We start from the raw sequence: 12,702 nt of genomic DNA, 5'->3' as shown, positions 1-12,702 counted from the left end.
GCCGTGACGAAGGGTGAGCCAGAAGACCGCTCGGGCCGGCTGATGCTGCTCGACACCGCCTCGATGTACTTCCGCGCGTTCTTCGGGGTCCCGGAGATCACGGCGGAGGACGGCACGCCGGTCAACGCGGTCCGCGGGCTGCTCGACTTCATCGCCAGGCTGGTCCGGGACTACCGCCCCACCGACCTGGTCTGCTGCTGGGACAACGACTGGCGCCCGCAGTGGCGCGTGGACCTGGTGCCGTCCTACAAGGCTCACCGGGTCGTCGAGGAGGTGGAGACGGCTCCGGACGTGGAGGAGGTGCCCGACCCGCTCCAGCGGCAGGTCCCCCTCATCTTGGAGGTGCTCGAGGCGTTCGGCATCAGCGTGCTCGGCGCCGACGGCTACGAGGCCGACGACGTCATCGGCACCCTCGCCACCGGTGCCGGGCGCCCCGTCGACATCGTCACCGGGGACCGCGACCTGTTCCAGCTCGTCGACGACGACGCGCAGGTGCGCGTGCTCTACATCGCCCGCGGCGTCGGCAAGCACGAGCTCGTGACCAACGACTGGGTGCGCGGGAAGTACGGCGTAGACGCGCGCCAGTACGCCGACTTCGCGACCCTGCGGGGCGACACCTCCGACGGGCTGCCGGGTGTGGCCGGGGTCGGCGAGAAGACCGCGGCGACGCTGCTGGGCCGGTTCGGCGACATGGACGGCATCCTGGCCGCGGTCCAGGACCCGGAGGCCGACCTCGGCCCCGGCCCGCGCGCGAAGCTGCGGGCGGCCGGCGACTACCTCGAGGTCGCCCCCACCGTGGTGGCCGTGGCCCGCGACCTCGACCTCGACCGCACCGGCAGTGCCCTCCCGCGCACCCCCGCCGACCCCGAGCGGGTGCTCGCACTGGCGCGGCGCTACAACCTCGAGGGTCCCGCCCAGCGGCTGGTCGAGGCGCTCTCGCTGGCGGCCACCGACGCCTGAACCGGTGCCCAGCGGGCCCGTACGGTGGGCCCATGACTCGAGTAGCGATTGTCGGCGGCCACGGCAAGGTGGCCCTCCATCTCCACCCCGAGCTCCGCAGGCACGGCCACGAGCCGGTGGCGCTGGTGCGGCGCGAGGAGTACCGCGACCAGCTCGAGGCGCTCGGCGCCGAGGTCCGGCTGCTGGACATCGAGCAGCACGACGCCGCCGCCTTCGCGAAGGCGTTTCGCCGGCTGCGACGCCGTGGTGTTCGCCGCCGGCGGGGGCGCGGACGGCAACGTGGAGCGCAAGCGGACCGTCGACCTCGAGGGCAGCCTGAAGTCCGTCGAGGGTGCCCGGCAGGCCGGCATCTCCCGGTTCGTGCAGATCTCCGCGATCGGGGTCGACGACCCGCTGCCCGAGGACACCGAGGAGGTCTGGCGGGTCTACGTCGAGGCCAAGCGCGACGCCGACGCGGCGCTGCGCGACAGCGACCTCGCCTGGACCATCCTGCGCCCGGGACGTCTCACCGACGACCCCGGCACCGGCCGGATCACGCTGGGCGAGGACGTGGCCCGCGGCGACATCTCCCGGGCCGACGTCGCCGCCACGGTCGCGGCCGTGCTCGACGAGGACGCCGCCGTGCACCGGCAGTGGGCCGTGGTGGGCGGCGAGACCCCCGTCGCCGACGCGGTCCGCCACGCCAGCGCCTGACCCGCCCGGCCCGGCCCGACCGGCCCGCGCGTCAGTCGCTGAGCCCGGAGTAGGCCACCACGCCCCGGCGCAGCCGGGTCACGACCTCCCGGGCGGTACGGCGCAGCGGCAGGTCGCCGGCGGCGTCGGCGACCTGCCCGGCCAGGTCGAGCAGCTGCTTCATCCAGCGGACGAAGTCGCCGGCGGCCAGGTCGGTCTCGGTCAGCACGTCGTCGAGGTCGTCGCCCTCGGCCCAGCGGTAGGCCGCCCAGGCGAAGCCCATGTCCGGGGGGCGCAGGAAGTCCAGCCGGTGCTCACGCTCCAGCGCGTCAAGCTCGCCCCACAGCCGGACCATCTCGCCGATCACCTCGCGCACCGCGCCACCCGGCACCCGCGGCGAGGTGGCGTCGTCGGGCCGCCGGGCCTCGAAGACCAGCGCCGAGAGCGCCGCGGCGAGGCCCGAGGGCGACAGGTCGTCCCACAGGCCGTGCCGCAGGCACTCGGAGGCGAGCAGGTCCATGTCGGAGTAGATCTGGCGCAGGTGCCGGCCGCGGTCGGTGACCGTGTCGCCCTCGAGGTAGTCCAGCGCCGTGAGCACCTCGCACACCCGGTCGAACTGGCGGGCCACGGTGTTGGTGCGCTGCTCGACCCGGCGCCGCAGCGTGCGGGCGTCGCGGTCCAGCTTGAACCAGCGCTCCGCCCACCGGGCGTGGTCCTCCCGGTCGGGGCAGCCGTGGCAGGGGTGCGCCTTGAGCTCGTCGCGCAGCCGCTTGATCTCCCGCTCGGTCCCTGACTCCACCGGTGCCTTGCCGGCTCGCTCGCCCCGCCCCGGATAGACCGGTGCGAGGCCGTGGGTCCGGTCGCGCAGCGCCGAGGCCAGGTCGCGCCGCATCTGCGGGTTGCGGCCGTTGAAGTTCTTCGGCACCCGCAGCCGGGTCACCGCCTCGACCGGGGTCGGGAAGTCCATCAGGGCCAGCCGCCGGGCCTGCCGCTCGGCGGTGACGACGTACGGGCGGGGACCCTCGGCCGAGAGGCCGGGGTCGATCACCACGGCGTAGCCGGCGAACTTGCCGGCCGGGACCTCGATCACGTCACCGGGCCGGAGCCGGCCGAGCGAGGCGAGCACCTCGTCGCGGCGGTCGTGGCGCCGGGCCCGCGAGGCCGCCTTCTCGGCCTCGCTGATCCGCCGCCGGAGCCCGGCGTACTCCATGAAGTCGCCCAGGTGGCAGCTCGCCGACTCCCGGTAGCCCTCCAACGCCTCCTCGCTCTTGTGCAGCTGGCGGGCCAGCCCGACCACGGCCTTGTCGGCCTGGAACTGCGCGAAGGACTGCTCCAGCAGCTCCCGCGAGCGCTCCCGCCCGAACTGGTGCACGAGGTTGACCGCCATGTTGTACGACGGCCGGAACGACGACCGCAACGGGTAGGTCCGCGTCGACGCCAGGCCGGCCAGCTGGCGCGGGTCCGTGCCCGGCTGCCAGAGCACGACCCCGTGACCCTCGACGTCGAGCCCGCGGCGGCCGGCGCGGCCGGTGAGCTGGGTGTACTCCCCCGGGGTGATGTCGGCGTGGGTCTCGCCGTTCCACTTGGTCAGCTTCTCGATCACCACGGTGCGCGCGGGCATGTTGATCCCGAGCGCCAGGGTCTCGGTGGCGAAGACGACCTTGCACAGCCCGCGGACGAACAGCTCCTCGACGACCTGCTTGAACGTCGGCAGCATGCCCGCGTGGTGGGCCGCGACGCCGCGGGTGAGCCCGTCGAGGAAGTCGTGGTAGCCGAGGACGTGCAGGTCCTCGTCGGGCAGGTGCCGGCAGCTCGCCTCCACGTAGGCGTAGATCTCGTCGCGCTCCTCGGGCGTGGTCAGGCGCACGTTGGCGGCCAGGCACTGCGTGACCGCGGCGTCGCAGCCCACGCGGCTGAAGATGAACACGATCGCGGGCAGCAGGCCCTGCCGCTCCAGCCGGTCGATGACCTCCACCCGCGTCGGGATCCACACCCGGCGGCCGTTGCCGACCGCCCGGGGGTTCTTCGACGAGCCCGGCCGGCCCTTGCGGGGCGAGCGGCGGTCCCGCATCAGCCGGGAGCTGGCCCAGTCGTCGCGGGCGACCTTGAGCAGCTCGCCGTTGACGGGGGCACCCTCCTTGACGAACCCGGCCGCCGCGTCGACGTCGGAGGAGGCGAACAGGTCCAGCAGCCGCCGACCGACCATCACGTGCTGGTAGAGCGGCACCGGCCGCCGCTCCTCCACGATCGTGGTGGTGTCGCCGCGCACGGTCTCCAGCCACTCGCCGAACTCCTCGGCGTTGGAGACGGTCGCGGACAGCGAGATCAGCGCCACCGACTCCGGCAGGTGGATGATCACCTCCTCCCACACCGCGCCGCGGGCGCGGTCGGCGAGGTAGTGCACCTCGTCCATCACGACGAACCCGAGGCCGAGCAGGGTGCGCGACCCGGCGTACAGCATGTTGCGCAGCACCTCGGTGGTCATCACGACGATGGGCGCCTCGCCGTTGACGACGTTGTCGCCGGTCAGCAGGCCGACGTTCTCGGGGCCGTAGCGCGCGAGCAGGTCGTGGTACTTCTGGTTCGAGAGCGCCTTGATCGGGGTGGTGTAGAACGCCTTGCGGCCGGTCGCGAGCGCCAGGTGGACCGCGAACTCCCCCACGATCGTCTTGCCCGAGCCGGTGGGCGCCGCCACCAGCACCCCGCGCCCCTCCTCGATCTCCTTGCAGGCGCGCGCCTGGAAGTCGTCGAGCGGGAAGGAGTAGAGGCTCTCGAAGTCGCGGTGGACGGGGTGCTGGCGTCCCCGGCGGTAGTCGGCGTACCGCTCCGCCGGCGAGAGGTCGTCGGCCGTGCTCATGGGCCCAACCTACGCGAGGACGGTGAGGGCGCCGGGCGCGCACTCCACGGTCAGCGGCAACGGCGCGAACCGCTCGCCGTCGGCGTAGGTCACGATGCCGGGCGCGGCGATCGTGACCCGCCGGACCCGGTGGTGCTCGTACTGGCGGTGCGTGACGTGCGTGCCCCTGAAGAGCTTGGGGTAGGTGCGCAGCAGGTCGGGCTTGGTCACCGGCTTGAAGAGCACCACGTCGAGCAGGCCGTCGTCGAGCACCGCGCCCTCGGTGATCCGCAGGCCACCGCCGAAGGACGGGCCGTTGCCGACCGCGACCAGCATCGCGTCGAGGCGCCGGGTGCGGCCGTCGAGGTCGAGGGTGTAGGAGATCGGCCGGAACGTGCGCAGCTCTGCCAGCATGGCCAGGTTGTAGCGCATCTGGCCCCGCGGCCAGGTCATCTGGTTGGCCCGCTCGTTGACCACCGCGTCGAAGCCCGCCGCCAGCACGGTGACGTAGTACTTCGACCCGCTGCGCGCGAGGTCGATGGTGCGGGTGCGGCCGGCGAGCACCCGGTCCGCCGCGGCCGCGGGGTCCCGGCGCGGCAGGTCGAGGTAGCGCGCCACGTCGTCCCCCGTGCCCGCCGGGACGATGCCCAGCCGGGTGGTGCTGCACGCGACGGCCTGGGCGCCGAGGTGCACCATGCCGTCGCCGCCGCAGACCACGAGCGTGTCCAGGCCGTCGGCCACGCACTGGCGGGCCAGGTCCAGCGCCTCGTCGGCGTCGCGGCCCTCGAGGTTGCGCACCACCAGGCCCGCGTCGCGCAGCCGGCCCAGCACGACGCTCCGGGCCCGCGCCCCGCGGCCCTTGCCGGAGGTCGGGTTGGTCAGGAGCGCGATCTCGCGCCGGGAGCTGCCGGACACGGGCCGAACACTAGTGGGCGATCAGGGGGTACGCCGGGTCTCCGCGCCGATCCGCAGCCGCGCGGTGTAGCGCTCCGGGGACCCCCCGACCGCCTTCGCGAGCCGGCTCAGCGCGTCGAGCACCAGGTCGGCGGTGAACGAGGTGCCCGGCACCGCCAGGGTCAGCCGCTCGTCGTGCGCCAGCAGCAGGATCTGGCCGTGCCGCCAGGCCTGGTGGGCGCGCTTGCGCACCTCGTCGCTGGCCACCGGCACCGGATAGGCCTCGTCGATGGCCAGCAGGTCACAGGCGAGCGCCCCACCGCCGCCCTCCTGGGCCAGCGTGCCGGTCACGTGGTGCCCGGAGCGCACCCCGCTCGTGGGCGTCCAGGTGACCTCGAGGACGCCCAGCCAGTCGGGCAGGTCGAAGGGGTCCAGGTCGCCGAGCGCGTCGCGCATGGCTGCGGTCACAGCGGCGAGACCTCGTCGTCGTCCCACTGGGCGCTCTGCCGCTTGCGGCCGCGGGCCCGGTCCACCGAGCGGGCGATCGCCTCGGCCACCAGGAACAGCACCAGCATCGGCAGCGCGAGCATCAGCATCGAGAACGGGTCCGTCGAGGGCGTCGCGACCGCGGCGAAGACGAACGTGCCGAGGATGATCCACGGCCGGTAGCGCGCCAGCGCCTTGCCGGAGACCACGCCGGCCAGGTTCAGCATGATCACGAACAGCGGGATCTCGAAGGCCACGCCGAAGACCAGCAGCATCCGGGTCATGAAGCTGAAGTAGTCGTTGAACTCCACGAGGTTCTCGAGGCCGGCCGGGGTGAAGCCGATCAGCACGGCCAGCCCCTTGGGCAGCACGTAGTAGCCGGTCAGCACGCCCAGGATGAACAACGGGCCGGCGATCGCGGCGAAGATCCGCGACCACTTCTTCTCGTTCGGGTGCAGCCCCGGGACGATGAAGCCCCAGATCTGGGAGAGCCAGTAGGGGCTCGACGCCACGAGCGCCGCGATGCCGCACAGCTTCAGCGGCAGCATCAGCGGACCGGTGGCGCCGGCGACGTACGCCGTGGTCTGGGTGGACTGGCCCAACTGGTCCCGGGCGTCGTTGTAGGGCCCCATCACGAGGCCCAGCAGCCCGTCGTGGGGCCTCTGGTAGAAGAAGAGCGCCACGGCGAACGCCAGGATCAGGAACAGCACCGACCGGATCAGCCGCGCCCTCAGCTCACGCAGGTGGTCCGAGAGCGCCATCCGGCCGTCGGGCCCGATGGGCTGGCGCGGCCGACCGCGCAGGAGGTCGACGATGCCGGCGATGGACAAGCGCTGACCCGGATCAGGCGGTGTCGTTGCGGCGCAGGCGCTCGCGCTGCGCGTCGAGCTCGGCCTGCCGGGCGTCGAGCTCGGCCTGCTGCTGCCGGGCGTGCAGCTCACGCTCGGCCTCGGGGGTGGTGGCGTCGGGAGACTTGTCGTCGTCGATCAGGCCCTTGGTCTCGGCCTTGAAGATGCGCAAGGCACGACCGCTGCCGCGGGCGAGCTCGGGGAGCTTGGCGGCGCCGAACAGCAGGATGATCACCACCAGGATGATGATGAGCTCGGGGGTGCCGAGCCCGGCGATGGCGAGCGGGATCATGTGTGTCCTCACATCCGGTTGATTGACGGGTCCATGCTACGTCGGGCGCGGGTCGATCAGGTGTAGAGCCCGAGCGCGTCGCGCGCGGCGGCGAGGAACGAGTCGGCGTACCCGGGCGGGGAGACCACCCGGGCGTACGGCGCGAGCCGCAGCAGCAGGCGACGCAGCCAGCGCTCGTCGGCGACCAGCAGGTCGACCTCGAGCTCGGCCCCCTGCCCGGGGCGCACCGCCTCGACCGGGTAGTACTCGATCACCCAGCGCGCCTGCGGGGCCAGTCGCAGCGTGACCAGCGTGGTGTCCGAGGCCCGGCTGAACAGGCCGTCGGCGAGGTCCCGCGGCGCCTCGGGGGCGCTCTCGACCGGGGTGTCGAGCACCTCGGCGCGGTGGATCCGGTCCAGGCGGAACAGCCGGGGCGCCTCGGCGCTGTGGCACCACGCGTCGAGGTAGCGGAACCCCGAGGCCGAGACCACCCCGCGCGGGTCGACGGTGCGCTCGGACTCCTCGTCGCGCGAGGGCACGTAGTAGGTCAGCCGCACCTGGCGACCCGCTCGCACCGCCTGCTCGAGGCGCCGCTCGAGGTCGGAGAGGTCGGCGGAGGGCGCCTCGGTGCCGGGGTCGATCTGTGCGGCCGCCGAGCCCTCGGCGGCGGCCGCCTCGAGCTTGGCCAGCGCCCGGTCCACGATCTCGCGGGTCTCGTCGTTCGCGCCGTTGCGCAACGCCCGCAGCGCGACGATGATCGCGGTCGCCTCGGTCGGGGAGAGCCGCAGCGGCCGGGCCAGGTAGTCGGCGTTGGTCACCCGGATCACGCCGTCGGCCTCCGGGCCCTCGAGCGCGTCGAGGTCGACGTCGATCAGGTCGTCGGGGTAGCCGCCGGGCAGGCCGCACATCAGCAGCACCTTGAGGTCCTGAACCAGCTGCTCGGGCTCGACGCCCAGGCTGCGGGCCGCCTCCTCCAGGCGCACCTGGCCGTGCGTGTGCAGGAACGGCACCAGGGTCAGCAGCCTGGCCACCTGCTCCTTGGCGGCGGCCTGGACGGGCGGGCGCGTGGTCACCTCGGGCTCACCTGGCCTCCTCGACCGCGGCGCGCAACCGGGCCACGACCCGCTCGCGCAGCCCCGCGGGCTCCTCGACGCAGACGTCGGGGCCGTAGGACAGCAGGTCGTCGGCGAGCCCCGGGCCGCCGTGGGAGACCACGAGGCGGTCCCAGCCGGTCGCGTCGTCGGGGCCCGGGACGCCGGTGCTGATGCTCTCGGCGTCGCGGCGCAGCGCGTGGCCGGCCCCGGCCCGGACCAGCACCACCGCCCGCTCGGTCGTCGGCTCGGGGGCGAGACGCCGGGCGACGTCGCGCACGTCGGTGCCCGGCGGCACGTCGTACGAGCCGGGCCGGCCCTTGCGCCGCGCCTCGCCCTGCACCCGGGACAGCCGGAAGACCCGCTCCTCGCCCCGGTCGGTGTCGAAGCCGACGGCGTACCAGCGCCCGGAGTAGCGCACCACGCCCCAGGGCTGCAGGTGCCGGCGCTGCGCCGCGGTCTCCCCCGGTCGCCGGTAGTCGAACTCCACCGGGCAGCGCTCCTGGGTGGCCTCCCAGAACACGTCGAAGGACGGCTCGTCGGCCGAGAGCCGAGGCTCGGCGATGTCGAGGGCGGAGACGTCGAGGGGGACGCCGAGGGCCCGCAGCTTGCGGACCGCCTCCGTGGTCGCCTCGGCCAGGCGCGCGTGCTCCCAGACCCGGGTCGCCAGCCCGATCATCGCCGCCTCGTCCGCCTCGAGGGTGATGTCGGGCAGCGCGAACCGGTCGGGCCGGATCCGGTAGCCCGGCTCGTCCTCGAACATCGGGTCCAGGCTGCCGACCTCGATCGGTACGCCGAGGCTGCGCAGCTCCTCCTTGTCGCGCTCGAACATCTTCTCGAACCCGTCCCGGGAGGAGTCCGGGTACAGGATCTGGCGGATCCGCTCCTTGCTGACGTAGTGGCGCTGGACGAGCAGCATGATGAGCAGGTTCAGCAGGCGCTCGCTCTTGCGCGTCGCCGTCGGACTCATCGTGCCGCTCCCCCTACCGTTCTCGAGCCGTCTTCTGTGACCGTCTCAGTGGGCGCCGAGGATGTCGACCACGAAGTAGAGCGTGTCGTCACCCTTGATGCCGGCACTGGGCTGGCCCTGCTTGCCGTAGCCGTCCTTCGGCGGGATCGCCAGCAGCACCCGGCTGCCGACGTGCTGGCCGACCAGGGTCTCGTCCCAGCCGGGGATGACCTGGCCGGTGCCGATCCCGAACGAGGTCGGCTGGCCCTTGCTGTAGCTCTCGTCGAAGGGCTTCTTGCCGCCGTAGACCTGGCCGAGGTAGTTGACCGTGATGGTCTGACCCTTGGCGACCGTGGCGCCGGTGCCCTCGATCAGCACCGCGGAGTGCAGCTTGCCGTCCGGCTTCGGAGCCTTGCTGAAGTCCAGCCCGGTGACCGCGTCACCCTTGGTCTCGAGCTTCGGCGCCCAGGCCGGGGCCGGCTTCTGGGCGCCCTGCGGGCCGTCGAGGACCGTGCTGAGCAGGTCGACGATGATCAGCACCGCGTCCTTGTTGCCGATCTCGAGGTTGGGGTTGCCGGTGGGCCCGAAGGCCTTGTCGGCCGGCGCGGTCACGGCGACCCGGGAGCCGATCGTGTGGCCCTCGACGGCCTCCTTGAAGACCGGGCTCAGGCTGCTGGAGTCGACCTTGATCAGCTGCGGCTGGCCGGTGTCGTAGGTGCTGTAGGCCTTCTTCTTGGTGTAGCCGTCGCCGATCCAGAAGTTCGCGTAGATCGAGTCGCCGTCCTTGACCGCGGGGCCGTCGCCCTGGTGGAGCACCGTGCTCTGGATGCCGGTGGTCTCCATCTGCTGCTTCCAGCTGACCTCGGGCGCCTTGCCCGGGTCACCCGAGATCGACACCGCGGACAGCGGGCCGGAGGAGGCGTCGCTGCCGGTGTCGTTGCCGCAGGCCGCCAGGGTGCCGAGCAGGACCAGCGGGAGCAGGACGGACGGGACGCGACGCAGTCGTCGGAGCACGGGGTCTCACCTTCATCGTTGTGCAGGGTGCAAGCGCGGGTCACCCTATCCGGGACTGCTGAGAGATCCCGGCACCCGGGCGGGTGTTCACATGCCGTCGATGAGGCGCTGCACCCGCTCGTCGTACGCCCGGAACGGGTCCTTGCACAGCACGGTGCGCTGGGCCTGGTCGTTCAGCTTCAGGTGCACCCAGTCCACGGTGAAGTCGCGACGCCGCTCCTGGGCCTTGCGGATGAACTCCCCGCGCAGCCGCGCGCGGGTGTTCTGCGGGGGCACCGACTTGGCCTGGAAGATCTTCAGGTCCGTGGTCGCCCGGGCCACCGCCCCGCGCTTCTCCAGCAGGTAGTAGAGCCCGCGGCCGCGGTGGATGTCGTGGTAGGCCAGGTCCAGCTGCGCGATCCGCGGGTGGCCGAGCGGCAGACCGTGCTTGGCGCGGTAGCGCTCGATCAGCTTCCACTTGATGACCCAGTCGATCTCGCGGTCGACCAGCCCCAGGTCGTCGGACTCGATCGCCTTCAGGCCCCGCTCCCACAGGTCCAGGGCGGCCTCGATGACCGGGGTGCTGATCTCGCGGCGGTCGACGAAGTCGCGGGCCTTGGTGAGGTACTCCTGCTGGATGTCCAGCGCACTGGCCTCGCGGCCGTTGGCCAGCCGGACCTTGCGGCGGCCGGTCATGTCGTGGGAGATCTCGCGGATCGCGCGGATGGGGTTCTCCATCGTGAGGTCGCGCATCACCACGCCCTCCTCGATCATCCGCAGCACCAGGTCGCAGGAGGCGACCTTGAGCATCGTGGTGGTCTCGCTCATGTTGGAGTCACCCACGATGACGTGCAGCCGCCGGTACTTCTCGGCGTCCGCGTGCGGCTCGTCGCGGGTGTTGATGATCGGCCGGCTGCGCGTGGTGGCGCTGGAGACGCCCTCCCAGATGTGCTCGGCGCGCTGGCTCACGCTGTAGCTGGCGCCGCGCGGGGTCTGGGTGATCTTGCCGGCGCCCACGATGATCTGACGGGTCACCAGGAACGGGATCAGCACGTCGGCGAGCCGGGAGAACTCCCCCGCCCGGCCGACCAGGTAGTTCTCGTGGCAGCCGTAGGAGTTGCCGGCCGAGTCGGTGTTGTTCTTGAACAGGTAGATCTCCCCGGCGATCCCCTCGTCGTGGAGGCGCTGCTCGGCATCGAGCAGCAGCCCCTCCAGCACCCGCTCCCCCGCCTTGTCGTGGGTCACGAGCTCCACCACGTCGTCGCACTCCGGCGTGGCGTACTCCGGGTGGCTGCCGACGTCGAGGTAGAGCCGGGCGCCGTTGCGCAGGAACACGTTGCTGCTGCGGCCCCAGCTGACGACCTTGCGGAACAGGTAGCGCGCCACCTCGTCCGGACTCAGGCGGCGCTGACCCTTGAACGTGCACGTCACGCCGTACTCGTTCTCGATCCCGAAGATCCGTCGGTCCACGTCGGCCAGCCTAGGCCCTCCGTGGTGGAGTTCCGGGGCTCAACCACCGAACCGACCCGAGAATTGGGCAGGTGGGGTCGCGGCTGTTGCGGTTTGGTGACCAACCGCAACATTTCGGGCCGGCCCCATGCAGATTCTCACCAATCGCGGAGGGTCGTCTGGCGCCGCCACCGGTTCAGGACCCGCTCCCGACCCCGGACCGAGTACAGCGAGTTGTCCACGAGGCGGCGCCAGTGCTCGAGCCGGCTCGGGTCGTGGGGCCGGTCGAGCAACCGGTCGAGCTCATGCATCGCCACCAGCGGGTGGTTGATCAGGTCGTCCAGCGTGTAGCCACGCCGCACATAGGGGGTGCCGGCCAGGCCGCGGTCACGTCGCAGGTCGGTGCGCTGCTGCTTCTTGTCCCGATGGTGCGCCCCGTCGTACTCCTGCAACCAGGTGGTCCCGTTGATGAGCAGATCGGCGCGTCCCAGATGAACACCGTTCTCGTCGTAGAGGTCCACCTGAACGGTCACCTCGACCCCCATGGCTTCGTGGAAGATCCGCAGGACGGTCTCTCCCCCGGACTCCGCCAGCTTGTTGGACAGCTCCCATGCACCCCGAAGGACGCGTACGCCGGGCCGCTTCGTCGCGAGCAGCTCCTTCATCTTCGTCTCGTCGACGTGGCCCAGCCGGCGGGCGGAGTCGATCATGATCGTCAGGTCCAAGGTCCCGAGGTCGCGGGCCGCACGGAGCAGGATCTCCTCGGGCGCCTCGACAGGAAGGTCACCTCCCCGGAAGGGGCAGACCTCGCGCACCAGCCGCGAGCAGACGAGCCCCGCCCGGCTCGGACGCGTGGCCTTCTGGTCCACCGCCACGAACACCGGCGTCTGCTCGGGAACCTTCGGCAGCTGCCAGCCCAGCAATCTCGCCCCGGTCAGGTGGGTGAACACCGCCGATTCCGGCAGCACCAGCCGCCAGGCGCGGAGATCCCTGCGAAACTCGTCCTCGTCGGTGAGTCCCTCGCGCTTCTTCACGTAGAGGCCGTGGGCGACCCGACGGTAGTCGACCAGCCGGATCTCGCCGCGGATCGGTGCGTCGTCGTCTTCAGTCGTGTCCGGGTCGCCCTTGTCCGGGTCGCCCTTCTGGCCGGCGGTCTTGCCGTCATCGCGCTGCTCATCGCTCATGGCACGCAGACTGCGTCGAGCTGCCGACGTCAGCCGGCTCCGTCGCTCTGAGTTGTGGACGGTCGCGTC

The 12,702-nt window shown here is 72.1% G+C and carries 12 protein-coding genes; 2 read left to right on the top strand and 10 right to left on the bottom strand.

Annotated features, from left to right (window positions below):
- Positions 1-42 precede the first annotated feature (42 nt).
- Entirely contained in the window at positions 43-960 is a 918-nt protein-coding gene (locus BJZ21_RS09810) for a 5'-3' exonuclease (protein ID WP_179665626.1), read from the top strand.
- Between the two features lie 243 nt (positions 961-1,203).
- Positions 1,204-1,653 carry an SDR family oxidoreductase gene (locus tag BJZ21_RS20940; protein WP_343052078.1) on the top strand — a complete coding sequence of 150 codons (450 nt, stop codon included), beginning with the start codon at positions 1,204-1,206 and terminating at the stop codon, positions 1,651-1,653.
- Between the two features lie 31 nt (positions 1,654-1,684).
- On the opposite strand, the gene BJZ21_RS09800 is transcribed toward BJZ21_RS20940, so the two are convergent.
- The 10 genes from BJZ21_RS09800 to BJZ21_RS09755 form a co-directional block, all read right to left on the bottom strand.
- Positions 1,685-4,489, bottom strand: a complete 2,805-nt coding sequence (locus BJZ21_RS09800; protein ID WP_179663561.1) for a DEAD/DEAH box helicase — start codon at positions 4,487-4,489, stop codon at positions 1,685-1,687.
- 9 nt (positions 4,490-4,498) lie between these two features.
- The gene (locus BJZ21_RS09795) at positions 4,499-5,383 is read right to left on the bottom strand and encodes a YegS/Rv2252/BmrU family lipid kinase (RefSeq protein ID WP_179663560.1); all 885 of its coding nucleotides are present in this window, start codon (positions 5,381-5,383) and stop codon (positions 4,499-4,501) included.
- A gap of 21 nt (positions 5,384-5,404) precedes the next feature.
- Positions 5,405-5,830, bottom strand: a complete 426-nt coding sequence (locus BJZ21_RS09790) for a hypothetical protein (RefSeq protein ID WP_179663559.1) — start codon at positions 5,828-5,830, stop codon at positions 5,405-5,407.
- A complete protein-coding gene (gene tatC / locus BJZ21_RS09785; RefSeq protein ID WP_179663558.1) occupies positions 5,827-6,678 on the bottom strand; it encodes a twin-arginine translocase subunit TatC in 852 nt (283 codons plus the stop codon). The genes BJZ21_RS09790 and tatC overlap by 4 nt, the downstream gene beginning before the upstream one ends.
- A 13-nt stretch (positions 6,679-6,691) precedes the next feature.
- Positions 6,692-6,988, bottom strand: a complete 297-nt coding sequence (tatA, locus tag BJZ21_RS09780; protein WP_179663557.1) for a Sec-independent protein translocase subunit TatA — start codon at positions 6,986-6,988, stop codon at positions 6,692-6,694.
- Positions 6,989-7,044: 56 nt separating this feature from the next.
- Positions 7,045-8,040 (bottom strand): WYL domain-containing protein, encoded by a 996-nt coding sequence (locus tag BJZ21_RS21730; protein ID WP_179663556.1) that lies wholly within the window; start codon positions 8,038-8,040, stop codon positions 7,045-7,047.
- Positions 8,041-8,047: 7 nt separating this feature from the next.
- On the bottom strand, positions 8,048-9,028 hold the full coding sequence (locus tag BJZ21_RS09770; protein WP_179663555.1) for a helix-turn-helix transcriptional regulator: 981 nt from the start codon (positions 9,026-9,028) through the stop codon (positions 8,048-8,050).
- A 45-nt stretch (positions 9,029-9,073) separates the two neighbouring features.
- The gene (locus BJZ21_RS09765; protein WP_179663554.1) at positions 9,074-10,021 is read right to left on the bottom strand and encodes an FKBP-type peptidyl-prolyl cis-trans isomerase; all 948 of its coding nucleotides are present in this window, start codon (positions 10,019-10,021) and stop codon (positions 9,074-9,076) included.
- An 87-nt stretch (positions 10,022-10,108) separates the two neighbouring features.
- Complete coding sequence (gene pafA, locus BJZ21_RS09760) at positions 10,109-11,470, bottom strand: Pup--protein ligase (protein ID WP_179663553.1); 1,362 nt, start codon at positions 11,468-11,470, stop codon at positions 10,109-10,111.
- Between the two features lie 137 nt (positions 11,471-11,607).
- A complete protein-coding gene (locus BJZ21_RS09755) occupies positions 11,608-12,633 on the bottom strand; it encodes a hypothetical protein (protein ID WP_179663552.1) in 1,026 nt (341 codons plus the stop codon).
- Between the last annotated feature and the right edge of the window lie 69 nt (positions 12,634-12,702).

Source organism: Nocardioides panaciterrulae, from assembly GCF_013409645.1.
In the GTDB taxonomy this organism is placed as follows: Bacteria; Actinomycetota; Actinomycetes; order Propionibacteriales; family Nocardioidaceae; genus Nocardioides; species Nocardioides panaciterrulae.
The sequence above is the reverse complement of the archived record's forward strand: the minus strand, read 5'-3'. Positions and strand labels throughout refer to the sequence as shown.